This is a genomic window from Leptospiraceae bacterium (assembly GCA_024233835.1).
In the GTDB taxonomy this organism is placed as follows: Bacteria; Spirochaetota; Leptospiria; order Leptospirales; family Leptospiraceae; genus JACKPC01.
Genome location: JACKPC010000002.1, coordinates 1007159 through 1030920 on the forward strand (window position 1 = coordinate 1007159; position 23762 = coordinate 1030920).

The window sequence follows — 23762 nt, forward strand, 5'->3', positions numbered from 1 at the left end:
CGGAAACTTCTCATGACGCTCGAAACGTTGGCGGACATTTTCAGATTAAAAGGAAAGTATAATGAAGAAATATTTAGAAGGTTCTGTTTGGCATAGATGGGATTTACATATTCACACCAAAGAAACTAATAAGAACGATCAGTTTACAAGTTCGGACTTTACTTCATATTGTATTGAATTATTTAGAAAAGCGTTTGAAAGTAAAATATATGTCATAGGAATAACAGACTATTTTAGTATTGAGAATTATAAAAAAGTAGTTGAATTTCAAAAAAATATTAATACTAGAACTGAATTCGATTCAGAATCAAAGGATTTTATTTCATCTATCCTTTTATTACCGAATGTAGAACTACGAATGATTCCGGTTACAGATAAAAATAATTTAATCAATATTCACTTCTTATTTAATCCAGAATATGTTGACAAACTAGAAAATGCTTTTTTTGCTGCCATTGAGCATTCAGCAGGTTCAGGTAAAAAATTTAGAATGAATAAAGAAGGCATGATTGCTTTAGGAAAAGACCAAGAACCATCGTTAGACGATTTGAAAGCATACGAGAGAGGAGTTAATTCTTTTATAGTATCGCATGAAAATGTACAAAAATTATTAGATGAAAATATTGAGCTAAGAAAAAATTCCATAATAGTAGTTAGCAATGGAGAGGATGGAGTATCAGGAATTAAAAAGCATTATGAGTTTTTTGAAAGTATAACTCCAGGAAGTCTTGATGCACTGCGACAATCAATATTTCGTTTATCTGACATGATATTTTCTAGCAATTCTTCCGACAGAAAATACTTTTTAGGAAAAAAAGAAAATTCACAAGGCAATATTGTTGATACGCCAGAGCAAATTTTACGCAAATGCGGTTCCCTAAAACCTTGTATTCATGGTTCAGATGCCCACGACGAATCAAAACTTTTTAAACCGGACAATGATTTATATTGCTGGATAAAAGCTATTCCAACTTTTAATGGTTTAAAGCAGGTAATTTACGAGCCAGAAGATAGAGTAATTATCCAAAAAAATAATCCTTACACAGAATATGATAAACCTCATTTTTCATTCGTTAAAATTACTAATAGTAAAATATTCAGCGACAGCTCAGAAATAAAATATAATACTAATGAAATACCATTAAATAAGAATTTAGTAGCAATAATTGGAGGGAGAGGAACTGGAAAAAGTTTATTCTTAGATTCTATCGCTAGAACATTTAAGAAAACTGGGAGTAACAAAAGAATTAATGAAATAATAATTTCACCCGAAAATTTTCTGGTTACATTCAATAAGGAAGATGATGAAAAAATTACATTTAAAATTCAAGAAGAAAACAACCTAGAATATTTACATATTCATCAAGGAGAAGTAAAAGAGATTGCAGACAATTCGTCTAAACTAGATGAAGAAATTAAAAAGCTACTTAAAATTAGTGATTTTCAAGTATCAGATACACAACTCCATGACTCAGACATAGAAAGAGTAATTAGTGATATATTCGAAATTCAGATGTTTTTGAATGAAACTGATGAATTGGGCGAATACATTAATTCTAAAGATTATTTGTTGAAAAAGAAAAAAGAAAAGGAGGATTTAATAGGAACAGTAACAACTAGTAAAAATAAAGAGCTAATATCGAATTATTTAGACAATTTAAATAAACAAGGTGAAGCAACAGATCGAAATGGACGGCTTGAAATCTTTGAACAAGAGTTAAAGGAATTTGAAATCAATGAAAATGATAAAATTTCTGATTTTAATTCATTTATTTCATCATTAAATTTTGAAGACTACGCAAATATGCTTATTCCTGAAATTTCCTTTGAAAGACAAATTGATTCAATTAGCAAAATAAAAAAAACGCTATCTAATTACATTGAGGGGCTAGGAGTAAGAAATAAAGAAATTGAAAATAATTTTAAATCTATCGGTGTAACTGCAAATATTTTAAGCTTACTGTCTGATGTAGAAAAATATCAGAAAGAAATTTTAAGTATAGAATTAAAAATTACGGAACTTGAACAAAAGCAAAGAGATTTGGATGATAAGTTTATCGAAATTGGAAGATATTTAGATACATTTAATTTAAACTATAATATTTATAGAGAAAAAATTCGTGATGCATGGAAAACTTTAAAGGAAAGTTCTAGCAATCTAAATTCAGAACAGAAAAGTATCATGGAAATGCTTCTTAAAGATATTTCTATCGATGCAGAAGAACATTTCCTACTGAACTCATTTATTTCAAAGATTACTGACTTCTTAAGTGGACAAAAATTTAAAACAACGCAAAGGCAAACTAAAGGAGAGCGTATTGCGGAGGTATTCAACTTTAAAAATAAAGATGACTTTATGAATTTTTTCAAAGGTATTACCAAAATATCTATTGATGGAGATGAATATAATCTTAGAAATATTATCACTTCTAATATTTTTAATAAAGATGGAGCAAGAGATTTTCTGCGGGAATGCCTATTGCCCAAAAATATAAAAAACTTCTGGAAAATTATTTCTGTCTCAAAATATAAAGATAAACTGACTTCAAAACTTTCTGTTGGACAAAGGGGTACATTTTACCTTTGCTTAAAATTAGCAACTGACCCATTTGGTAAACCCTTTATTTTCGATCAACCTGAAGACGATTTAGACAATGACTTTATCATGCATGAATTAGTTCCATTATTTAAGAAAATTAAAAAATACAGACAAGTTATTATTGTAACACATAATGCTAATCTTGTAGTGAATGCAGATGCAGAACAAGTAATTGTAGCTAATAACAATAACGAGTCTTTAGAATATAGAATGGGAGCAATTGAGGATGAAGAAATTAAAAATTATATCTGCAATATTCTTGAAGGTGGCAAGGATGCATTTAAGAAGCGGGAAAGAAAATATGAAATCTATAAAGAAATCTGAAAACGTCCGCCAACAAAGAGTAGCCGCTCAGAAGCCATGAGAAGATATGGCTTCTGGCTCCGAGCCATCTGGTTGTTTAAGATAAATTTTTTAGTTTATTTGGAAAGCTATCGCAAGTCTTGTGCCTTCACTACTGTCACGAAACTTGCAGAGAAGAGCAAGTTTGCGTGCCATCCGTTCAGTCACAGGACTTGCTAGTTATACGGTTGGCTCGGAGACATGACTTTAAAATTCAAAAGGTGCTACCGCACTTTCGAATTTTAAAGTCACGTCGGCTACTCTAAACGTTGTCCGAAATTTTGGATACAACTATCAAGATAATATTTAAGGAGACTTAAATGGAAAATGTAAGCTTATCTGACATTAGGATACCGAGTCGAGACGAACTCAGTAGTTCAAGACTTTCTTCTTTAGAAAATGGCTATGATTCATTTGAAACTCAATTGAATAGTAGTAGTGACCCTATTGCTTTGGATAGAAGTGGTGGGAGACCGTACCGAATAATAAATGGAAGGCATAGAGTTTATCTGGCTTATCAAAAGGGTTACTCATCCGTTCCGGTAGTATTTACATAAGTAAAGAAAATTTGTTCTCTCGTAATTTTAGAATGGACATAATTTTAAAGTATGAGAGGATAAATTTTGATATATATCCTTTTAATATACAGGAGAAATTATGAATTATCGAGAGAGAATTATTGCTGATCCACAAATTATGCTTGGAAAGCCTATAATAAAGGGAACAAGAATAACTGTTGAGTTGATCCTTAGAAAATTATCTCAAAAAATTTGGATAGAAGAATTGCTAAAATCATATCCACACATAACAATAGATGATATATACGCGGCTTTAGCATATTCTGCTGATGTAGTTTCAAAGGAAGAAGTAATTGCCTGTTAAAATCATTGCAGATGAAAATATTGATAATATTATTATTCAATCATTAAGGGATGATAAATATGAAATAATTTCTATAAAAGAAAGTTATAGAGGGATAAAGGATATTGAAATAATAGTCCTTGCAAATCAAAATGAATGTCTAATTTTGACCGAAGATAAAGATTTTGGAGAATGGGTTTTTGCACATAAAACAGAATCTGTAGGTATTCTCTTCCTTAGGTATGACGAAAGTGAATTGAATGAAATTATAAATTCCTTAAAATTATTACTCAAAAAATATGGAGATTCTCTTTATAATAAATTTACCGTTATTACAAAGAACAAAATAAGAATTAGAGAAATATAATAACTTAACCAAAACTTCGGTCAACAATAGAGTAGCCGCTGCGAAGCCACCAGAAGATGTGGCTTCTTGCTCCGAGCCACTTTTTTGTGTAAGTGAAAATTTTTAGTGTTTTAGAAGTATTAGTGCAAGTCCAGTGCCTTCACTACTGTCACAAAACTTGCAAAGGAATGCAAGTTATTGTGCCATTCGTTCAGTCACAGTCCTTGCTTTGGTTAGGTGGCTCGGAGACATTGCCTACATGCTTCGGTCTTGAGTTCCTCAGACCTTCGCATTCCGGCAACGTCGGCTACCCTTGAACGTTGTCCAAAAATTAATGAATTTATATAGAAGGAAATAAATTTGAAAGATATAAAAGAATTTCCAGTAGAAGTAATTGAGAAAATAAGATTTTACGTTTATAGGCTGATAGATCCAAGAAATGGTGAAACTTTTTATGTAGGAAAAGGGAAAGGCAACAGAGTTTTTCAACATATCAATGATACATTATCTAAAAGTGATGTAGATGCTGATAGTGATAAATTAACCAGAATTAGGGAAATTTTAAATTCCGGATTAAAAATTATTCATATAATTCATAGACATGGGATGGATGAAAAAACTGCTATTGAAGTTGAAGCTGCACTTATTGACCTATTCCCTTCAGCATCAAATATTCAAGGTGGAAGTGGGAGTAATGATTATGGCCCTATGCATTCCTTTGAGATATTAAATAAATATTCAGCAGAGGAAGCTATATTTGAAGATAAAGTTCTCATGATTACTGTAAATAGAAGTATTACAGAAAAATCTTTATATGATGCAGTTAGATATGCATGGAGGCTATCAGAAAGTAAAATTAAAAAAGTTGAGTATGTTCTTGCTGTAGAAAAAGGAATCATTAAGGGAGTTTATAAACCTATAAAATGGTTAAAAGCAACTCCAGAAAATTTCCCTGATATGGGTAATAAATTAAGACCAGATAGAATAGGATTTATTGGTGAAGAAGCAAAATCTGATATAAAAAATAAATATATTTTCAAAAGAATTCCTGATGAATTCAGGAAAAAAGGCGCAGCTAATCCTATTAAGTACTCATTTTAATATTGTTTAGAAAGTTTATATATATTATACTGAGAGAATATAGTTGAGTACCAAAAGACCTAAATCAAAAATAATTGAGCAAGAAGGAATATTAGAATTCAGTAAGCAAATTAATATTAGTGGTTCTTGCTTCAATGAAATTGATACTAAAAATGATGTTGGAATTGATGGTTATCTTGAAATTTTTAAAGATGAAACAGCTACTGGATGCTGCATAGGAATTCAAATAAAGTCCGGAAAATCTTATTTTAAAAATAACAAACTTGTTTTAAATGCAGATATGAATCATTTCAAATATTGGAGTTCACATCTTCTACCAGTTATTATAGTTGGATATCACCCGGAAATTAAAAAAGTATTTTGGTTTGATATTTCTGATTATTTATTGAAAAATATAAAAATAATAGAAAAAGGACCGTATAGTCTATCCTTTGATATAAATAAAGCTGAATGTCAAATTGAAAACCTAATCGAATATTGCTCAAATAAATATAAAAAAGAAAATACTCTTAATTCATTGATCCGTAGTATGAATACTTTATCCACACACAAAAGCAATACTTCCTTTGAAGATTTAGTGTCCTCGATAAAATATCTTTTTTATAATTATAGAAATGAGTTATTTGTTGTTTCATTGATTCTTTCTATTTTTCAAAATACCGATGAACCCAATTTGCTGATTTTAATTATATCTGTTTTATCGTATTATGTAAGTCATGGAGATATATATTGGCACAAAGAAAATATAATAAAATATGAAACTTCTGATTATATAGTTAAGAATGTAATTGCTGATTTCAAAACTAATGAAATTATAAAAATGTTAAATCTTTTAGAAGACAGAGGGAGTTATAGTAGAGGTGGAATCGGTCAAATTGTATTTCATATAATAGATGCAAATAACAATAGAGAAGATATATTAAAAGATATTTGTTTTGAAATTGAATGTCCATATATAGTGAAGTATTATGCCTTTTACGCTTTGGTCTATATGCTTCAGTTTAAGGATTTAAAATTAACCTTAATAGTTATTGAAAAATTTTATAACTTGTATCATAAAATAGATAATGAATTTGGTATTGAATTTATATATAACTATATAAAAGAAGGTAATCAGATTGAAATATCTTAACTTCGGACAACGAGAGCGTATGATAAATTTCCGCCAGGTTATGAAGCTGCGGAAACTTCTCATTACGCTCGGGACGTTGTGAGGGCATTTTTTGAAAATTTTGAGAAAAGTGAATAATTTACCAAAATCTTTATTTTTTTTATTTTTAATTTTATATTTAGTTACCTTTATTTCTTGTGATGGACCTGCTAGTGATAGAGTCTCTCATAAGAAGTGTAAAGAAGAAGAGAAAAGTATGGCTTATACATTACTTCTTCTTATGGAAGATTTAAAAAGAAATAATACAACAGAACCTGTTTTTAATGATATATCTCTCATTTTTTATACAAGATATGATGGATGTTTAGAAAGGTGGAGAATTAGTCCAAAAATTATTGATCCTATAGATAATTTGCTTTGGAATGGCTGTGGTAGATGTTATAAATAAAATTTTTCATTAACAACTAAAAAAATATTGAAATCTGAATCGAAAAAAACATTCTCATCGCATTTTAATAGCATTGGAAGGAGTAATAGATGACAAATCCGGAAAACAGAGCTATTGAGCTTCATAATAAACTTTCAAATGAAAGAACCAAACGGCATACTACAACAGCAGTAGGAATCACTGATTCAAATATCTCTATAGTAGGAAGTAGTGAGGAATATTTACGAGCAGAGATTCGAGAAGCATTATCAGAAGATGAAATTCCTGCAAAGGGAAAACCGGGAAACCATGCAGAAGACAATGTAATTGCGGAAGCAGATGACAAAAATTTAACAATTACCGATATTGGAGCCAGCCGTCCGATTTGTCTTGATTGTGAGTTGGAAATTAAAAAACGTGGAATTAAATCTTGGACAATTTTCTCTGGAAAGAAGTCTAAGAAAAGGAGAGATTCATAATGGATAAAAAGATAAAACAACAGATTAAAGAGAAAATATCCAAACTCTCAACTTACAATCAGCTTGCTTTTGGAGTAATGATAACAGAACGGTTTTTACCTAATTATTTTACCTTCTATATCGCAGAAAGATGGGGTAATCCCATGATATTGTTAAACGGAATAGACCTCCTAAAGAATATTGTGAGACAGGAAAGCTATGAATCGGAAGAATTAGAACTCATTGATAATTTTATAGAAGATATTACGCCGGATATGGATGAATTTTCTGGAAGTTTAGAAGCTTCTCTGGCATTGGACTGTTCCAGTATGCTCTATGATTGTTTTTCTTTTGTTAAAAATAAAGATTCTTCTCATATAGAAAGCTGCTCCGAAATTGCTTTTGGCTCTTTAGAACTATTTATTCAAAAAAGAGATAATCTAAGTCATGAACTTTCTGTAAAAGAATTAGAAGCATATTTGGCAAAAGATGGATTGATTCAAAAAGAAATAGAATACCAGTTAAATTTACTTGATGAATTAACTGATAAAAAGATCAGCCATAAATTATATATAGAAAAAAGTATGAATGCTCCACTGCTAAAATGCTAATGTTTTACTGTAGAGAACAGGAATTAGCTGAAAAAATTTAATGATAGTTGTTTTTGAGCTTTATAGTGGTATATCAAAAAACAGCCCTCAAACAGAGCGTATAAAACATTTCCGCCAAATCGGATGCTGCGGAAACGTCTTATGACGCTCGGGACGTTGTGAGGGCATTTTTTATTATTAGAAATATTAGAGTTAAATGAATAAAACATGGAAAATATTAGAGTTAAATGAATAAAACATGGAAAATATTAGAGATTCATTAGTTAACATTGCATTAGAATGGGAAGATAGATATACTGTCATGCCGCAAATAACTTCGGCTATATCTGAATATGATGCTGCAAAATTAGTTGGATGTGATGATGAGAAATATTCTAAATCAATGAAAAATCAAACTGCTGTAACGAAAGGTTTCGATTTTTTATTTGAAAATAAAAAGTATCAAATTAAAGCAAATAGACCTAGTGGAAAACCCGGGAGCAAAGTTACAAAAGTTGCAAATGCTAAAAATTATGATTGGGATATTTTAATTTGGATACTATATGATACAAAATTTATTCTTAATGAAGCTTGGAAATTTAAAGTAAGTGAATATAAGAATTTATTTGATAATAAAAAAAGATTATCCCCAGATGATATGAGAAAAGGAGAATGTTTGTATAAAATTTCATAAAAAATTCTTGGCTCTATTTTATGAAATAGAAGATTTACTACCTAATTCAACTTATTATGTGACCTTACGCAGAGGAAATAAAAAATAAAATAGAATGAGTGCCTGTACGACAATAGAAGTATGAGACACGACGAAATTTTTGAATTATATGTAGATTATTTGCTATCGAGTTTCGGAGAGGTTACAGCGACCGGATTATCAGCGCTGACGGGAGGAATAATTTCACATGACAGGATAACCAGAAGTCTATCTGAACCCGAATTTGGACCTAAAGACCTCTGGAAAGAAGTAAAACCTATTGTGAAGAAAGTAGCTTCAGAAGATGCTGTAATAGCTTTCGATGATTCGATACTTGAGAAACCTTATACAGATGAAAATGAAATGATTAGCTGGCACTACTCTCATACGAAAAACAGAAATGTTAAGGGAATCAACCTTTTAACAGGTCTTTATTATTCTAACGGTATCAGTATTCCTGTGAGCTATTATATGGTGAAGAAAACAGAAATCTATATTGATAAAAAAACAGGAAAAGAGCATAGAAAAAGTCCCATTAGCAAAAACGAAATAGTTCGTGATTTAAGCCAACAGATAATAAAAAATGGTGTGAAGTTCAAATACTTTCTTACAGATTCCTGGTTTTCTTCAACAGAAAACATGATGTTTTTCAAGGTAGACTTACAAAAGGACTTCATAATGGGTTTGAAAAGTAACCGACTTGTAGCCATGAGTCTTCAGGACAAAAAGGAAAAAAGATACATACCAATAGATTCTATTGAATTGGAAAAAGGTTCCGTAAAAGAAGTTTTCCTTGAAGGGGTAAGGTTTCCCCTGTATATTGTGAAAAAAGTCTTCATAAACGAAGATGAAAGCACTGGAATTCTCTATCTGATAACAAGTGATCCCGGATTATCCTATAATGACCTTTTTGAAATCTATCAAAAAAGATGGAAAATTGAAGATTATCACAAGTCGATCAAGCAGAATACAGCTATCACAAAATCACAGACAAAGACAGTAAGAACTCAGAGTAACCATATATTTGCTTCTCTGTGTGCATTTGTTAAATTGGAAAAACTAAGAATTGTGGCCTCTGTTAACCAGACAAATGTTAGAAAATGGATATATTTTAATGCTCAGAAAAAAGCTATGGAATTTCTGAAAAATCTCAGTTGCAATTTAGATAATTATTTTTATTCTAAACAGGCTACTGCGTAAGGTGAGTTATTATATAATTAGTATATCATTTGACAAAAATTTTTACCTACACAACCCTGTCTAAATGGCAAAAAAATAATAGTAGACTATTTTCTGGAATCAGGAACTATTTCAGAATGGAGTAGAGAATTAATGGAAACTGCAATAGAAGAAAATCTTTTAAAAAAATTTGAATTACTTTCAAAAAATAGACAGCAAGAAGTTTTAGATTTCTTAGATTTTGTTTTTGAAAGATTTTTGGATGAATTAGAGGAAAAAGATAATAATCAAACAGAAAATGAAGAAGCCTTCATTGTAACGGATGAATTGCGTGAGTTTTTAAATTATCGGTTAAAACAGGCGAAATTACATAGAGATAAAGCTATAACATCTGAAGAGTTTGACAAAAAGATTAAAGAGAAATATAATTGGAAATAAATTACAAATTGCTCCTTACCAATGAAGCTGCATATGATTTGGAGGAAGTCATTGATTATTACGAAAATGTCAGAGAAGGCTTAGGAAAAGACTTTTTTCTGTCCTATCAAAAAGCAGAAGAGTTAATAAAAAGTAATCCAAAAATATATGCATGTATCGAGGGTGAAGTTCGTAGGGCTTTAACAGATAAATTCAGGTATTCTATTTTTTACCATATAATTGAAAACCAACAAATAGTAGAAGTTCTTGCAGTCATTCATACAAGCCGAGATCCAAAATATTGGAAGAAGCGAATCAAATTATAAAAAACAGCCCTCAAACAGAGCGTATGAAAAATTTCCGCCAAATTATGAAGCTGCGGAAACTTCCCATACGCTTTGACGTTAGGTGAAAGTTGAAGAAGGTTTTTATGTCACTAAAGAAATTATTTTCAATTCTAATAATCTTAATCTTTTTTGGGAGTTTAATATCTCAAGAAAAAGAACTTTCAAAGGAGGATTTAAGAAGAGCAGTACTTATAGAAGAATATTATTCATTTCTAAGAGCTAATCGGCCAAATGAAGCATTAAAATTTGCGTCGGTATACTTCAAAATCGATTAAGTCCGAAAGCTTTCTTAATGGATCGCCTATCTTTTCCAGCTTTTTCTTTCGTGATTGTGATTCAAAAATATTCATATTACCCATAAAACAAATATTTACTGACCGCTATTTTTGTTTACCTTTTTTTATGCAGGTTTTTAGAGGTTCCCTTTTAATTGAAGGAATAAAAGATGAGTAGAAATTATTATATTTGTAGCATAGGTCAGCCTAACCAGGGTTATGACGACGAAAATTTAAGAAGGTGTATTATCAATAATTGTTTCGTTTTACACGAAAATGCAAAACAAAAAGGATGTATCCACGAAATAAAACCAGATGATATTTTAATTCTAAAATATAAACATGAATTTATAGGATATGGTAGAAGTACTAGTAGTTTAAAACAAATTGGTGAAGGATGGTCTTATCAAGTTGATGTTAATATGTGGGAAATCATATTCATAAATATGGAATTCAAAATGCACAACAAGAAGGTACAGCATATGATGTTGTGAAAAAGGTAGAAAGAAATTTTGCTCTACAAAAAATTGAAGAAATTGGCTTCCCTTTTTAAATAATAAATATTGTATAATGTAATGGTAGTATCTCAAAAAACAGCCCTCAAACTGAGCGTATAAAACATTTCCGCCAAATAGGATGCTGCGGAAACTTCTCATGACGCTCGGGACGTTGGACGGCATTTTTTGGAATTCACTGAAGAATACAGGCTCAAACTGAAAAATAAGAGAAACAGGTGGATATATAAGAATTTTTATCGAAGGTAATTCAGCTAAATTTCTTTATACATTTACAAGTGCAAAAGAAGGAAAGCTATACTAATGTGCGGTATGTTATTTGACAAAAACTTTTCTATCCTGAACCCTATCTAAATGGCAAAAGATTTATTTCATGAAGCAGTAAAAAAGGCTCTGGAAAAAGATGGATGGGAGATTACAGATGATCCTTTGATTTTAGGAGAATTGGGAGCTTCTGTGAGAATTGATCTGGGTGCAGAAAAATTATTGGTTGCTTCCAAAGGGAAAACCAAAATTGCTGTTGAAATAAAAAGTTTCTTAGGTAATTCTGTAGTAAATGATTTTAATTCTGCTTTAGGACAATATTTAGGCTATTTAAAATTATTACGAGTAAAAGAGAGTGATAGGTTATTATATTTAGCTGTTCCTGTAGATATACAGGAGCATATTTTTAAAATAGAATATTATAAGGTTATGATTAACGATTATAAATTAAAAATAGTAATTTATGATCCTGTAAATGAGGTAATTGTGAAATGGATAAATTAGAAAGTTTTAGAGAAATAATTATTGAGACTTTAAATAATTATGGAAAAGTCCAGCCAAAAGATTTACCAGATGTTTCAGTTCAAATTAGTACCGATAAAGTCAATGATCATTACCATTTGCATTATGTTGGTTGGGATAAAATGAAAAGAATTTATACCTGTGTATTTCATTTAGATATAATCAAAGATAAAATATGGCTACAAGTAAATAACAGTAATTATGATATAGCTTTAGAATTAGTAGAAAGAGGTATTCCAAAATCAGATATTGTTCTGGGTTTTCAAGCTCCTTATAAAAGACAATACACCGAATTTGCAGTGGCTTAATAGTGGTATTTCAAAAAACAGCTCTATAACATGAGTGTATGATAAATTTCCGCCAAATCATTATTATGGCAGATAATAAAAGTAAAATACGTGAAAAAATTAATTCTTTAGAAAAGTAAATTTCTAAACACCAAGATAAAATTTCCGATTTCAAAAGAAAAAGAGGAACTCCCTTAAATTCATGAGATAGTACGGCGGGCACTGATTAAAGATGGTTGGACAATTACCCACGATTTTTTTGAAATTCCTGTAGAAAAAGGTCTAAATTATGAGATTGACTTTGGAGCAGAAAAAGTTATTATTGCTGAAAGAGGAGTCACAAAAATAGCTGTGGAAGTAAAAAGCTTTCTTGGTGCTTCAGAGACTTATGAGTTTCATAAAGCATTCGGGCAATATGTAACCTATAAAGAAGCTCTCGATGAAAGTGAACCGAATAGAAAATTATTCCTTGCTCTACCTAAGAAACTTAAAAAAGGGATATTGAGGTTTTCTTTTATCCAGAATTTATTATCCAAGTTTGGAGTTTATTTTTGTATTTTTGATCCTGTAACAGAGGAGATTATAGAATGGAAAGATTAGAAAAGTTTAGAAATGCAATCATTGAAATATTAAATAGTCATAAACAAGGAAACTACACCGAAAAAGTAGACGTCGAAACTCAAATCTGGATTGATAAAGAAAATGATCATTACCAGCTATTATGTATTGGCTGGGAAGATGACGAACAAATTTATTTTACTATCATGCACTTTGACATAAAAGGTGATAAAATTTGGATACAAAGAAATACCAGTGATATACCTGTAGATTTAGAGTTATTAAAGTTAGGTATTTCTAAGGAAGATATTGTTTTAGGTTTACAACCTCCATCGTATAGAAAGTTTACTGAATATGCTGTGGCATAATAAAAAGTCTTCTATATGCTATAAAATAATTTTGTAAATTGTTACTATAACGAAAATAAATTTTAATTGAAGGAATAAAAGATGAGTAGAAATTATTATATTTGTAGCATAGGTCAGCCTAACCAGGGTTATGACGACGAAAATTTAAGAAGGTGTATTATCAATAACTGTTTCGTTTTACACGAAAATGCAAAACAAAAAGGATGTATCCACGAAATAAAACCAGATGATATTTTAATTCTAAAATATAAACATGAATTTATAGGATATGGTAGAAATACTAGTAGTTTAAAACAAATTGGTGAAGGATGGTCTTATCAAGTTGATGTTAATATGTGGATTATGGGAAATCATATTCATAAATATGGAATTCAAAATGCACAACAAGAAGGTACAGCATATGATGTTGTGAAAAAGGTAGAAAGAAATTTTGCTCTACAAAAAATTGAAGAAATTGGCTTCCCTTTTTAAATAATAAATATTGTATAAAGTAATGGTAGTATCTCAAAAAACAGCCCTCAAACTGAAAAATAAGAGAAACAGGTGGATATATAAGAATTTTTATCGAAGGTAATTCAGCTAAATTTCTTTATACATTTACAAGTGCAAAAGAAGGAAAGCTATACTAATGTGCGGTATGTTATTTGACAAAAACTTTTCTATCCTGAACCCTGCCTAAATGGCAAAAGATTTATTTCATGATGCGGTAAAAAGGGCTCTGGAAAAGGATGGATGGGAAATCACAGATGATCCTTTGGAAATCAAGTATAAAAAAGTAAAATTATATATTGATTTAGGTGCAGAAAAGTTTTTAGAAGCCCAGAAAGGAAATAAAAAAATTGCTGTTGAAATTAAAAGTTTTCTGGGACATTCTGTTATTAATGAGTTTAATTCTGCATTGGGGCAGTATTTAGGGTATCTGAAAATCATTAGAAGGATTGAACCTGAAAGAGCTTTGTATTTAGCGATTCCCAATGAAGTGGAAAAATTAATAAAGGATAATGACTATTTTCAGGAACTCATTAGTGACTATGGATTGAAAATAATTGTATATGACCCTCAGCAGGAGAGTATATTATCATGGATAAATTAGAAAAATACAGAGAAATAATTATAGATCTATTAAAAGAATTCTCAAAGAGAAAACCTGTAAATATGCCTGAACTCGATGTACAGATAGTCATAGATAAGGAAAATGACCATTATTTCCTTTATGATGTGGGTTGGAATGAATTAGAAAGAATTCATGATTGTGTATTCCATTTTGATATAATAGATGGAAAGGTCTGGCTACAAGAAGACAATACAAATGCAGAAGCAGCATTATTGCTGGTAGAAAAAGGGATTCCAAAATCAGATATAGTTCTGGGTTTCCAAGCACCTTATAAAAGACAATATACCGAATTTGCAGTGGCTTAATTGTGGTATCTCAAAAAACAGCCCTAAAACAGAGAGTATGATATTATGATTCTCTCTATTTCAGGGCATGGGGAACTTTGATTCAGGGTAATTTGATTGCCGCTAAGGACGAAAACTCAGATGGAAATAAATTCAGCGAGCAGTAATTACTACACGAGTTTTAGCAGGTCACCGGGCTATATCAACAGGGGATTTACTAAGAGACTCACTCATCATAGTAAATAATACAAGTAAACCCAGAGCGGACATAAACGAAGCCAGATAGTATGCACCGGATAAACCCTGCCAGGAAAAACCTATACCAATAATCAAGGGTCCCAGAGTTTGCCCCAAACGCAGAACCGTTCCATTTATAGACATGAAAACAGCACGCTGATTATCCGGTGCGAGATTCGCAAGAGAAGTTTGCAAGCTGGGAATATTCAAAGCCTGTGCAATACCAAAGATAACGATTGGCAATATAAAAAGATAAAGGTGATTCACTGAAGGTAATATTAAGGTAACAATAAAATATAAAAGAAATGCAGTCTTCAACAATTTAAGACTTCCAAATTTCCGGTTCAATTTCCCAATACGTGTCGCTACAAATGCGGTGGTAAGAGAGCTAAGAGAAAACAAAATACCTATCTGCTGCGGAAGCAAATGAAATTTTTGATTAAGCAAAAAAGGAAGATAAGTCAGAAAAGCACCGTATAGGATAACAAAGGTCAAAACACTCAAGATAAATATAGCGATTACTTCGATTCGCATAACGCTTTTAGCCATTGAACTCAGGTATTGCCTGAAGTCTTCAGGCTTTACAATTTCCGGTTCTTCCATCCCAAATATTACCAGAAGTCCCACCGGTATCGCAAGTAAAGGTAAAAGAAAAGGATAATACCAGTTCATCCCGGCCAGAGCACCACCGATTAAGGGATAAAAAGCCGTGGATAGGCTTAGTACACTGGCGTTAAAGCCCATTGCTTCCGGACGCTGTTCTCCTTTAAAAAAATCACCTATCAGGGTAGTATTCAAAGAACCTAAAGACGCTGCACCCATTCCCTGCAGGATGCGTAGCAGGATCATAGTTTGAAAATGATGCACAAAGAAGATGGTAAAACCTGCTCCTGCAAAAAGGAAAAGGGAGGGAACAAGAACCATTTTTCGCCCCCATCTATCAGCAATAACCCCAACAACCGGTGAAAGGAATATTCCCGGAAAAGTAAAAGCACTGATTAGCCAGCCCACCTGAACCTTATTGAGTTGGAGGCTTTCAGCTATTTTTGGAAAGGCAGGTGTTAAACTGGCAACTCCCATCACCGCAATCAGCGTTATACTAAAAATAATATATATACGTCTATCGTTTAAAATTCGTTTTTTCATCCTTTTCCCTTTCCAAAAAAAATAGGCCAATACCCCCCCCAAGACCCGAAGCAAAAAAAAGAAACGAAAAGTTCAGGCTTCAGGGAATCTAATTAAAAAAAATAAAGGATTCAGTGTATGCTTGAATATCACAGCCTGGGGACCATTTTTTATATATTCCTTTTCGTGTTTATTGTTTTCTTTTTTTTCAGCTATATCCGGAGAGGAGAATACTCAGATATAGACTGGATAGCCAGAAAACATTCTATCCGCTTTTGCAGCTTTGGGGTTCTTTTAGCTCTTTCCCTTTTCCTTGGCATCTCCTCAAACTTTACCTGGTCGAGACTTCATGAAGGCTTGGAATTTTTATACCGCTTTGGAGTAAACATAGGATTCGGACTTATAGGACTTTACAGCAGTGTATGGTATTTAAGTCCTTTTTTCGGTCAGCAAATCATCCGGGAGAAAAGAAGTCCCGGCTTCCTTGGAATCCTTCTTACGATTATCTCCCTTTTCCTGGGAATATTTCTCGGTTCACTACCCGGATTCTTTGTTTCCCAATTCTACTACCGGTCAAATTTCTCTGATGGATTCCAGCAAACGATCATCGGCCCTCTTTACTGGATATTCTTTTTCGGAGGCATTCCGGCTCTTTCCCTCGGCTTTTTTCTTGGAAAAAGGATAGAAAAAGGCTTTTAGGTCATCTTACTTTATTCTACTTGCCCCTGTAGGCTTTCGGTTTTTTATGTTCTTAAAGCTTAAAGAACCGGGAGAACTACTTGAAATTATCATACGATTGGCTGAAGGATTTTGCCGACTTTGACTCTGTCCCTTTTGAGAAAATTACAGAAAAAATTGCCCTCTCCATCTGTGAAGTCGATGAGGTAGAAGAATACAAGGAATTCTTAGAAAAAGTCATCACGGTTAAAATTCAGAGCCTCGAAAAGCATCCTTCCGCAGATAAACTGAGTGTCTGCAAAGTATTTGATGGCCAAAAAGAAAAAATAGTAGTTACCGCTGCTAAAAACTTGAGTATATCCGACATTGTTCCTCTTGCCACACCGGGTGCTATTATCGGTGATAAGAATATTTCCGAAGCCGAACTTCGCGGAATCATGAGTTATGGAATGTTTGTTTCCGGCAAGGAAATGGATATAAATGAAGACGATTCCGGAGTTCATATTTTTCCTGCTGATACCCAAATTGGCCTTACAATTCGACAACTATTTCATCTTGAAGATAAAATCTTTCATGTAGACAATAAGTCCATTACCCACAGGCCGGATCTCTGGTCCCACTACGGCTTTGCCAGGGAACTCTGTGCCCAACTGAATCTCCCGATACGCTTTAATCCATTTGAAGTAAAATATTCTTTTGCAGAAGAAAAGAGTGTCATCGAAGTATTAAAAAATGATAATGCTCACTCCTATTACGCATCCCTTATAGAAGGAGTAAAGGTCTGCCCTTCTATAGAAAAGTTCAAGCTTCGACTTCAGAAATGCGGACAGAAATCCATTAATAATGTGGTAGATGTTTCCAATTATGTAATGTTAGAAATGGGACAACCCACACATTTTTTCGATAAGGATAGTATCGGTTCTATTAAAATAGAAGTCAGTCCCTCTATAAAAAATGAAAAAATTTTACTTTTAGATGATTCTGAAAAAGAACTCGAAGAAGGTATCATTCTAATTCGAAATGCTTCCGAACCGGTGGCCATAGCCGGTGTAATGGGTGGCCTTAAGTCTTCGGTTACAAATAACACAAAAAACCTGGTATTAGAATCCGCAGTATTTAAAAGAGAGAATATTCGTAAATCCATACGTTCTACCGGCATTCGTTCAGAAGCATCTATTCGTTATGAGAAGGGGCTCGACTCCTCTCTGTCTTTACCTGTTTTACAGAGAAGCCTGCAACTCCTTGAAGAAAATGCAGGGGGAGCTTTCAAGGCTTACAAACCGGAGGGTTTTAACAATTCTGCTGCCAAGGTAGTAAAAATAAATACAGATCTGGAATTCATTCAAAAGAAATTGGGGAAAAGCATCAGTGCCGAAGAAGTTACAGCTTATTTGAAGCGTCTCTACTTTTCAGTTAAAGAGAAAAATGGAAGTTTCGAGGTAGTTGTCCCCAAATTTCGTCACAATTATGATATTACCATTCCTGAGGACCTGGTAGAAGAGATTGGAAGAACCATGGAATATTCTAATATAGAAAATAAACCTCTTAAAATGGATGTAATGCCGGTTCCGATTTCTCATAAACGTAACCTCGAACGTCTATTGAAGAATGGATTTTCCAGATTATTAGGCTTTTCTGAAGTATTTAACTATTCCTTTGCTTCAGAAGAAGACAATGGTTTTGAAGGCCAAAAAGAGGATTCGGTAGCCATTTTAAATGCCATGCCGGAAGAACAAAAATTTCTTCGTAACTCCATTTATCCTTCCCTGATTCGGAATGTTCAGTCTAACCTTGACAGGTTTGGGGAAGTGAAACTTTTTGAATACGGTAGAACCTACCACAAAACAGAAGGAAAAGAGCTTTCTATAGAAAAGTTCTGGTTTGGATTTGCTCTCTCTAAAAATAGGAAACTAAAAGAAAATCTAGCTCTATTAGAAGATGACTTCCTGCAATTCCGTAGCGATTTTGAAGCCCTGTTTTTAAGTCTTGCACCTTTTACACTAAGTTTTTCTTCGTATGAAGGTGAATATTTGCATCCGGGTGCAGCTCTAAAAATCCTCATAGACAATGAAGAAATAGCAGAACTGGGCTATATCCATCCCGGAAAGAATGAAAGCTTCGGTCTAAAAAAACGAATCATCCTCGGTAAAATCAATTTTCATAATTTACTGAAAGCTTATGAAGCTTACCAGGTCAAAAATACCTTCAAAGCACCTTCGGTTTATCCCGGTGGAGAAATTGATCTATCCTTTGTAATGGAAGAAGAAAGAAGCACAGCCGATTTAGCGGAACTCGTAAAAAAACAAAACATCGAAGAACTGAAGTCAATTCATGTTCAGGATATATACAGGGGAGAAAATCCCGGTCCGGGCAAAAAGTCTGTGATGTATCGATTAAACCTGATTCGCTATGATAAAACCTTTACCTCGGAAAGAATTCAGGAAATATCAAACCTGGTTATTCAGGAAGCTACAAAACAGGGTATGGAACTTAGAAAATAGGAGTTGGAAATGGTTAAGCATGTTGTAATGTGGAAAGTAAAAGATACAAAGCAGGGTACAAAAGAAGAAAATATTCAAAAAGCGAAGGAACTCCTGGAAGCTTTAAAAGAGAAAATTACAGCGATTTCTTCTTTGCAGGTAGGTTTAAATTTCAGCACAAGACCTGTAGCTTTTGACCTTGTGCTCATCACCGAGCACAAAGATATGGAAGCACTAAAAGACTATCAGGAACACCCTGAACACAAGAAAGTGGCGGACTTCATCGGAGAAGTGAAATTAGAAACTGCTGTTGTAGATTTTACCTACTGAAGATTATCTGTTTCTTTTTCAAGATAAGCAATCTTATCTTCCATCTGGGTAAGTTTGGCGAGAATCATCCTCACAACTCCAAATAAGAAGGTAGGATTCGTTTTACATATTTTAATAAAGGAACGCCTATCAAGAGAAACAATCTGGGCTTCACCGGATTTCACTTTTACGGTAGAACTCCTGGTTTCTTCGCTGACAAGACCCAACTCTCCAAATAGTTCTCCGGCTTGTAAAACCGTAATTTCCATGGGAATATCTGTATTATTTTTAAGGATAGACAATTCGCCTGAAATTAAAAAATACATTTCCCCATTAGATTTCTCACCGAAAGCATAAATATTCTGACCTTTAAAATATGTACTGCTGGCGGCAAAACCAACATAGTCCAGAATATCAATACTTCCCACTTCATTGAGAGGTAATTTTAGATGCTCTTTCATGAATACAGGTTTGTAGTTTACCAGTCTATCCACCTTGCTTTCGGCAGATTTTAAACGGGTAATAGCTGTTTTCATGAGTTTCATTAAAAAATTAGTGCTGTTTTTAGCAATACTGCTAAATGTATCTTTATTAATTTCTGCAAGACGGGCAGTTTCTGAAGAAATAATAACAGTTGCAATCCGTTTCTTTTTTATACTTACGATAGCAACTTCCCCAAAAAACTCTCCTACCTTCATGGTATTTATTTTTATGTCTTTTCCACCCCTATTTTTATATACATCTGCCTGACCGGAGATAATGAAATACATAACCCCATTCGAAAAATCACCTTCTGTAAAAATTACATCCCCTTTCTTATAATTTACAGCCGAAATTCCCTTCAGGTCGTACTGTTCAATTTTCTCTGAACGAAAGATTTTAGCATCCGTCATAAAAGAAGCCCCCGGTTTTTATTTATTCTTGACTCTTAATGAAAATCATCCATAACTTAGAATTATTCTCAAGTGAAATTCTAATAAAATGGGAGAAAACAAAAAAAAGAATTACGTTTCATCCTTTTTTCTGGATGGAATCCAGTAAAAACCAAGCCTGGCCTCACAGTTTTTTAGCTCTCTCCAGGAATGAATATCCAGATGGAGAGAAAGAAAGGCAGATGTAGGAAACTTCTGAAAAAGAGAGCGGGTTTGCAATAAACCATTTGCCAGCTCTTCTAAACCCGGATTATGAGCTATGAGAAGAATTTCTGCATAATCTTCCGAAATCTCCTGAAGGTGATTTATCAATGCTGTATAATTGGCTTCATAAATTTGCGGGTCTTTAAGTATTTTATAAAACTTTAATTTTTTACTTTCTTCCAATATTTCTAAGGTTTGACGGGTTCGTCTGGATGTAGAAACCAGGCACAGAGGAAAAGATAATTTCCTTTTTTCCAAAAACTCTTTTAATTCCTCAGCATTCTGCCTTCCTCTTTTGGATAAAGGTCTGTCGTGATCTGTATCATAAACAGCATCCCAATCTGATTTAGCGTGACGTAAGAGATATAAACTTTTCATCATTCAGCAGCTTATTTTGAATTTCTAAAATAGGACACAGTTTGCTTTAGACTATCTGAATGCTTTTGTAAACTCTCTGCCGCAGAACCGAGACTCTCTGAAGACAAAAGATTTTGCTGAGAAATATCTGCTAATTGTGTAATAGATATATTTACCTGCTCCATCCCAACTTTTTGTTCTTCTGAAGCAGTACTGATTCCCTGGATTAATTCAGCAGTAGTTTGTATTTCCGGAATCATTTCTCCGATCAAACTACCAGCCTGATTGGCAATTTCCAGACTCTTGTCTGTAAGTTCAGATATTTCCCCTGCTGCATTTTTACTACTTTCGGCTAACTTTCTCACTTCTATTGCAACCACAGAAAATCCTTTTCCGTGTTCTCCTGCTCTCGCAGCCTCAATCGAAGCATTTACTGCCAGTAAATTCGTCTGGCTTGCAATTTCTTCAATAAGTGACGTTTTTTCTACTATCAGTTTCATAGCCTTGAGTGTATCAGAAACTGCTTTTCCACCAACCTCAGCCTTCTCAGATACAGTTTTGGAAATCACATTAGTTTTAGCTGCATTATCATTGTTCATTACAATAGTTGAGGTAATTTCTTCAATCGCAGCGGAGGACTCTTCTGTATTACTTGCCTGTAATTCAGCTCCTTCATTGATGCTCTTTGAAATTCTTTTTATCTGTGATACAGAAGTTTCAATTTCATCCGATACTCTGCGTAAATCTCCCACAATTTCTTCTATTTTATCTACTGTTGCATTCACAGAATCTTTTAATTGAAAAAAATCGCCCCTATATTCTCCCTGAATCTTTTTATGCAGATTCCCTGAAGAAATACCCGACATAACTTCTATCGTTTCCTGAATGGGAAAAATTACAGAATCCATCATCTGATTAATTCCATCGATCATTTCACTATAAAAAGCATAATCAAATCTACTCTTATCTCCTCTTTTCTTTAAGTTTCCCTCCGAAGCGCTTTCAAAGAGTTTATGTAACTCATCATTAATATTTAGCATATTCATCCGCAATAAATCTAAAGAACGATTTACATAGATTTTTTTTCCGGGAAGTTCAGACATCTGCACGTCTAAATTTCCCTTGGCGTATTCTTCTACAATTTCCACAATTTTCTTTTCTTCTAATAAATTTGTTTTTAACTGTTTATTTACCCCTGAAACCATAGAAAGGTACACACCCTTAAACTCACCCTCCGGCATAAAGTGATCAATATCTCCCCTGCTCTGCTCCTTCTCCATGTTCATCATTTCCTCAATAAATCTATTGAGAGTTTGTATCAGAGTATTAATACTTTCTTTAATAATATTGAAATCCCCATAGTATTCATTCTGGATCAGGGGAGGAATATCCCCCCTTCCAATTTGTTCCATATAATTAGAAGCAAGATACAAAGGTTTCGTAATAGCGTCAAGGGTAGAATTCATACCACGAATAATATCAGAAAAAACACCTTCGAATTTATCTGCATTTCCCCTTTGTTTCAATTTCCCTTCATGGGAAGCTCCCGTAATACTACTAATTTCATTCACTAAGGATTGAAAAATGTCCACCATATTATTTAGGGAACGAGAAACTACTCCAAATTCATCCAGTCTATTCGTTTCTTCAATTTTTTGAATCTTGCCGGAAGAGATTTGCTTAAAGGAATTAACCATATTATGTAAAGGATTGGTTATGGTTCGGGAAAGATAAGCAGTAAAAATTGAAAGTAGAAGTAAAATTCCAACAAGAAAACTGATCTGTATATACAAACCCCTTAAAGATTGAGTTTGTAAATTATAGCTTTTCACTAATAGAGAGTCAGCAAGGTTTGTCTCCAGTTTTTTTAGTTCATTTATTTTATCCGTAATTTGTTTAAACCAGTATAAAGGGTTTTCCGTAAATACTTCTGAAAGAATCCTATTTCGAATTCTTTCCACTTGTAAAAAAGAGTCCTTCTTCTTAAACTCATCTAACTCGTCTATAAAAGTCTTTGAAGCACCCATACGGAAAAAACGTTCTGATATTTCCTGTATGCTGATTATCTTTATATATTTCTGTTTTTCTCCCTCCTTAAATTTTTTCTGAGATAAGAAAAAAGCACCCATAGCTCTTTCAATTCCTGCATGTTCTTTTAGATTCATAAAATAATAAAATGTAGCTATATAATTTACCATTTCAGGTTCATGTGTGAATTTTTTAATTTCAAATATAGATTCTAAAAGTTTAGCATTAAAATTTGAATAAAAGCCCAGGACCTCATCGAGATCTGTCTTTCTCTGGTAAAAACGAAATCGCATATTAGAGATAGCTTGAAGATAACTATCTGCAAAGAAAATTCCTACAGGTAACTTATCCTGCATTTCTTTTCTAAAAGATTCATATGCATTCAGGGAAACATCTGTCTTCTTTTTTTGCTCTTCAAGCTCATTGAGATATAATCCTGAAGAACCAATATAGGAACTTGTTCTTCCTCGTTCCAATTGCAAATTGTGGATCAGATTATTCGTAATCCCGGCATACCGAATTAATATATTGATTTGTTTCATTTCTCTGTAAACTTTGTATTTTTCTGAAATATCTGAGAATGCAAAGAAAAACAGGAAGAGACCCGGAAACATAATGAGAAGAAATAACTTACTTTTTATTTTAATATCTTGAATAAAACTCATTGAAACGCCCATTTATGCAGGAATCATATAAATCGCTTTTTGATAGTCAAGTAAATACAGGAAAAAAAGA

At 32.8% G+C, this 23762-nt stretch carries 29 protein-coding genes; 25 read left to right on the plus strand and 4 right to left on the minus strand.

Annotated features, from left to right (window positions below):
- Positions 1 to 61: 61 nt before the first annotated feature.
- The 22 genes from H7A25_13745 to H7A25_13850 all read left to right on the plus strand — a co-directional run bounded on the left by H7A25_13745 (position 62) and on the right by H7A25_13850 (position 14698).
- On the plus strand, positions 62 to 2923 hold the full coding sequence (locus tag H7A25_13745) for a hypothetical protein (protein ID MCP5500964.1): 2862 nt from the start codon (positions 62 to 64) through the stop codon (positions 2921 to 2923).
- Positions 2924 to 3261: 338 nt separating this feature from the next.
- Positions 3262 to 3498, plus strand: a complete 237-nt coding sequence (locus tag H7A25_13750) for a hypothetical protein (protein ID MCP5500965.1) — start codon at positions 3262 to 3264, stop codon at positions 3496 to 3498.
- A gap of 100 nt (positions 3499 to 3598) precedes the next feature.
- On the plus strand, positions 3599 to 3823 hold the full coding sequence (locus H7A25_13755) for a DUF433 domain-containing protein (GenBank protein ID MCP5500966.1): 225 nt from the start codon (positions 3599 to 3601) through the stop codon (positions 3821 to 3823).
- Positions 3813 to 4169 carry a DUF5615 family PIN-like protein gene (locus tag H7A25_13760; GenBank protein ID MCP5500967.1) on the plus strand — a complete coding sequence of 119 codons (357 nt, stop codon included), beginning with the start codon at positions 3813 to 3815 and terminating at the stop codon, positions 4167 to 4169. Before H7A25_13755 ends, H7A25_13760 begins: the two co-directional genes overlap by 11 nt.
- Before the next feature lie 339 nt (positions 4170 to 4508).
- Entirely contained in the window at positions 4509 to 5249 is a 741-nt protein-coding gene (locus tag H7A25_13765) for a hypothetical protein (protein ID MCP5500968.1), read from the plus strand.
- A 43-nt stretch (positions 5250 to 5292) separates the two neighbouring features.
- The gene (locus H7A25_13770) at positions 5293 to 6381 is read left to right on the plus strand and encodes a DUF4365 domain-containing protein (protein MCP5500969.1); all 1089 of its coding nucleotides are present in this window, start codon (positions 5293 to 5295) and stop codon (positions 6379 to 6381) included.
- 91 nt (positions 6382 to 6472) lie between these two features.
- Positions 6473 to 6808 (plus strand): hypothetical protein, encoded by a 336-nt coding sequence (locus H7A25_13775; GenBank protein ID MCP5500970.1) that lies wholly within the window; start codon positions 6473 to 6475, stop codon positions 6806 to 6808.
- Positions 6809 to 6897: 89 nt separating this feature from the next.
- Entirely contained in the window at positions 6898 to 7266 is a 369-nt protein-coding gene (locus tag H7A25_13780; GenBank protein MCP5500971.1) for a hypothetical protein, read from the plus strand.
- Positions 7266 to 7856: a DUF416 family protein gene (locus tag H7A25_13785; protein MCP5500972.1), complete on the plus strand. Its 591-nt coding sequence runs from the start codon at positions 7266 to 7268 to the stop codon at positions 7854 to 7856. Before H7A25_13780 ends, H7A25_13785 begins: the two co-directional genes overlap by 1 nt.
- 238 nt (positions 7857 to 8094) lie before the next feature.
- The gene (locus H7A25_13790; protein ID MCP5500973.1) at positions 8095 to 8529 is read left to right on the plus strand and encodes a hypothetical protein; all 435 of its coding nucleotides are present in this window, start codon (positions 8095 to 8097) and stop codon (positions 8527 to 8529) included.
- Positions 8530 to 8649: 120 nt separating this feature from the next.
- Positions 8650 to 9747 carry a transposase gene (locus tag H7A25_13795; GenBank protein ID MCP5500974.1) on the plus strand — a complete coding sequence of 366 codons (1098 nt, stop codon included), beginning with the start codon at positions 8650 to 8652 and terminating at the stop codon, positions 9745 to 9747.
- A 132-nt stretch (positions 9748 to 9879) separates the two neighbouring features.
- Positions 9880 to 10164, plus strand: coding sequence for a hypothetical protein (locus tag H7A25_13800; GenBank protein ID MCP5500975.1), 285 nt, complete (start codon positions 9880 to 9882; stop codon positions 10162 to 10164).
- A complete protein-coding gene (locus tag H7A25_13805) occupies positions 10155 to 10469 on the plus strand; it encodes a type II toxin-antitoxin system RelE/ParE family toxin (GenBank protein MCP5500976.1) in 315 nt (104 codons plus the stop codon). Before H7A25_13800 ends, H7A25_13805 begins: the two co-directional genes overlap by 10 nt.
- Positions 10470 to 10573: 104 nt before the next feature.
- The gene (locus H7A25_13810) at positions 10574 to 10765 is read left to right on the plus strand and encodes a hypothetical protein (protein ID MCP5500977.1); all 192 of its coding nucleotides are present in this window, start codon (positions 10574 to 10576) and stop codon (positions 10763 to 10765) included.
- 170 nt (positions 10766 to 10935) lie between these two features.
- Entirely contained in the window at positions 10936 to 11259 is a 324-nt protein-coding gene (locus H7A25_13815; protein MCP5500978.1) for a hypothetical protein, read from the plus strand.
- Positions 11260 to 11634: 375 nt separating this feature from the next.
- Complete coding sequence (locus tag H7A25_13820; protein MCP5500979.1) at positions 11635 to 12048, plus strand: fatty-acid oxidation protein subunit alpha; 414 nt, start codon at positions 11635 to 11637, stop codon at positions 12046 to 12048.
- Positions 12036 to 12374: a XisI protein gene (locus tag H7A25_13825; protein ID MCP5500980.1), complete on the plus strand. Its 339-nt coding sequence runs from the start codon at positions 12036 to 12038 to the stop codon at positions 12372 to 12374. Before H7A25_13820 ends, H7A25_13825 begins: the two co-directional genes overlap by 13 nt.
- 177 nt (positions 12375 to 12551) lie before the next feature.
- Entirely contained in the window at positions 12552 to 12953 is a 402-nt protein-coding gene (locus H7A25_13830) for a fatty-acid oxidation protein subunit alpha (protein MCP5500981.1), read from the plus strand.
- Positions 12941 to 13279 carry a XisI protein gene (locus tag H7A25_13835; protein MCP5500982.1) on the plus strand — a complete coding sequence of 113 codons (339 nt, stop codon included), beginning with the start codon at positions 12941 to 12943 and terminating at the stop codon, positions 13277 to 13279. The genes H7A25_13830 and H7A25_13835 overlap by 13 nt, the downstream gene beginning before the upstream one ends.
- Before the next feature lie 81 nt (positions 13280 to 13360).
- Positions 13361 to 13750 carry a hypothetical protein gene (locus H7A25_13840; GenBank protein ID MCP5500983.1) on the plus strand — a complete coding sequence of 130 codons (390 nt, stop codon included), beginning with the start codon at positions 13361 to 13363 and terminating at the stop codon, positions 13748 to 13750.
- A gap of 208 nt (positions 13751 to 13958) precedes the next feature.
- Complete coding sequence (locus tag H7A25_13845) at positions 13959 to 14372, plus strand: XisH family protein (GenBank protein ID MCP5500984.1); 414 nt, start codon at positions 13959 to 13961, stop codon at positions 14370 to 14372.
- Positions 14360 to 14698 (plus strand): XisI protein, encoded by a 339-nt coding sequence (locus tag H7A25_13850; protein ID MCP5500985.1) that lies wholly within the window; start codon positions 14360 to 14362, stop codon positions 14696 to 14698. The genes H7A25_13845 and H7A25_13850 overlap by 13 nt, the downstream gene beginning before the upstream one ends.
- Positions 14699 to 14866: 168 nt before the next feature.
- Here H7A25_13850 and H7A25_13855 read toward each other — a convergent pair whose 3' ends face one another.
- Positions 14867 to 16060, minus strand: a complete 1194-nt coding sequence (locus H7A25_13855) for an MFS transporter (protein ID MCP5500986.1) — start codon at positions 16058 to 16060, stop codon at positions 14867 to 14869.
- Positions 16061 to 16177: 117 nt separating this feature from the next.
- Here H7A25_13855 and H7A25_13860 point away from each other — a divergent pair, with 117 nt between their 5' ends.
- The 3 genes from H7A25_13860 to H7A25_13870 all read left to right on the plus strand — a co-directional run bounded on the left by H7A25_13860 (position 16178) and on the right by H7A25_13870 (position 19527).
- Positions 16178 to 16738, plus strand: a complete 561-nt coding sequence (locus tag H7A25_13860; GenBank protein ID MCP5500987.1) for a hypothetical protein — start codon at positions 16178 to 16180, stop codon at positions 16736 to 16738.
- An 80-nt stretch (positions 16739 to 16818) separates the two neighbouring features.
- Positions 16819 to 19218, plus strand: coding sequence for a phenylalanine--tRNA ligase subunit beta (pheT, locus tag H7A25_13865; GenBank protein ID MCP5500988.1), 2400 nt, complete (start codon positions 16819 to 16821; stop codon positions 19216 to 19218).
- A 9-nt stretch (positions 19219 to 19227) separates the two neighbouring features.
- Positions 19228 to 19527 (plus strand): Dabb family protein, encoded by a 300-nt coding sequence (locus H7A25_13870; protein ID MCP5500989.1) that lies wholly within the window; start codon positions 19228 to 19230, stop codon positions 19525 to 19527.
- On the opposite strand, the gene H7A25_13875 is transcribed toward H7A25_13870, so the two are convergent.
- From H7A25_13875 to H7A25_13885, 3 genes are all read right to left on the minus strand, one after another.
- Complete coding sequence (locus H7A25_13875; GenBank protein MCP5500990.1) at positions 19521 to 20399, minus strand: cyclic nucleotide-binding domain-containing protein; 879 nt, start codon at positions 20397 to 20399, stop codon at positions 19521 to 19523. The genes H7A25_13870 and H7A25_13875 overlap by 7 nt on opposite strands.
- A gap of 111 nt (positions 20400 to 20510) precedes the next feature.
- The gene (locus tag H7A25_13880) at positions 20511 to 21023 is read right to left on the minus strand and encodes a histidine phosphatase family protein (GenBank protein MCP5500991.1); all 513 of its coding nucleotides are present in this window, start codon (positions 21021 to 21023) and stop codon (positions 20511 to 20513) included.
- Between the two features lie 8 nt (positions 21024 to 21031).
- Positions 21032 to 23692 carry a nitrate- and nitrite sensing domain-containing protein gene (locus H7A25_13885; protein ID MCP5500992.1) on the minus strand — a complete coding sequence of 887 codons (2661 nt, stop codon included), beginning with the start codon at positions 23690 to 23692 and terminating at the stop codon, positions 21032 to 21034.
- Positions 23693 to 23762 lie beyond the last annotated feature (70 nt).

Excerpts from the sequence above, each read along its gene's own strand:
- H7A25_13840 (MCP5500983.1), top strand. The coding sequence starts at position 13,361 with ATGAGTAGAAATTATTATATTTGTAGCATAGGTCAGCCTAACCAGGGT.
- H7A25_13745 (MCP5500964.1), top strand. The coding sequence starts at position 62 with ATGAAGAAATATTTAGAAGGTTCTGTTTGGCATAGATGGGATTTACAT.
- H7A25_13820 (MCP5500979.1), top strand. The coding sequence starts at position 11,635 with ATGGCAAAAGATTTATTTCATGAAGCAGTAAAAAAGGCTCTGGAAAAA.
- H7A25_13810 (MCP5500977.1), top strand. The coding sequence starts at position 10,574 with ATGTCACTAAAGAAATTATTTTCAATTCTAATAATCTTAATCTTTTTT.
- H7A25_13785 (MCP5500972.1), top strand. The coding sequence starts at position 7,266 with ATGGATAAAAAGATAAAACAACAGATTAAAGAGAAAATATCCAAACTC.
- H7A25_13815 (MCP5500978.1), top strand. The coding sequence starts at position 10,936 with ATGAGTAGAAATTATTATATTTGTAGCATAGGTCAGCCTAACCAGGGT.
- H7A25_13850 (MCP5500985.1), top strand. The coding sequence starts at position 14,360 with ATGGATAAATTAGAAAAATACAGAGAAATAATTATAGATCTATTAAAA.
- H7A25_13755 (MCP5500966.1), top strand. The coding sequence starts at position 3,599 with ATGAATTATCGAGAGAGAATTATTGCTGATCCACAAATTATGCTTGGA.
- H7A25_13800 (MCP5500975.1), top strand. The coding sequence starts at position 9,880 with ATGGAAACTGCAATAGAAGAAAATCTTTTAAAAAAATTTGAATTACTT.
- H7A25_13835 (MCP5500982.1), top strand. The coding sequence starts at position 12,941 with ATGGAAAGATTAGAAAAGTTTAGAAATGCAATCATTGAAATATTAAAT.
- H7A25_13750 (MCP5500965.1), top strand. The coding sequence starts at position 3,262 with ATGGAAAATGTAAGCTTATCTGACATTAGGATACCGAGTCGAGACGAA.
- H7A25_13825 (MCP5500980.1), top strand. The coding sequence starts at position 12,036 with ATGGATAAATTAGAAAGTTTTAGAGAAATAATTATTGAGACTTTAAAT.
- H7A25_13780 (MCP5500971.1), top strand. The coding sequence starts at position 6,898 with ATGACAAATCCGGAAAACAGAGCTATTGAGCTTCATAATAAACTTTCA.
- H7A25_13875 (MCP5500990.1), bottom strand. The coding sequence starts at position 20,399 with ATGACGGATGCTAAAATCTTTCGTTCAGAGAAAATTGAACAGTACGAC.
- H7A25_13860 (MCP5500987.1), top strand. The coding sequence starts at position 16,178 with ATGCTTGAATATCACAGCCTGGGGACCATTTTTTATATATTCCTTTTC.
- H7A25_13855 (MCP5500986.1), bottom strand. The coding sequence starts at position 16,060 with ATGAAAAAACGAATTTTAAACGATAGACGTATATATATTATTTTTAGT.
- H7A25_13885 (MCP5500992.1), bottom strand. The coding sequence starts at position 23,692 with ATGAGTTTTATTCAAGATATTAAAATAAAAAGTAAGTTATTTCTTCTC.
- H7A25_13845 (MCP5500984.1), top strand. The coding sequence starts at position 13,959 with ATGGCAAAAGATTTATTTCATGATGCGGTAAAAAGGGCTCTGGAAAAG.
- H7A25_13870 (MCP5500989.1), top strand. The coding sequence starts at position 19,228 with ATGGTTAAGCATGTTGTAATGTGGAAAGTAAAAGATACAAAGCAGGGT.
- H7A25_13790 (MCP5500973.1), top strand. The coding sequence starts at position 8,095 with ATGGAAAATATTAGAGATTCATTAGTTAACATTGCATTAGAATGGGAA.
- H7A25_13795 (MCP5500974.1), top strand. The coding sequence starts at position 8,650 with ATGAGACACGACGAAATTTTTGAATTATATGTAGATTATTTGCTATCG.
- H7A25_13880 (MCP5500991.1), bottom strand. The coding sequence starts at position 21,023 with ATGATGAAAAGTTTATATCTCTTACGTCACGCTAAATCAGATTGGGAT.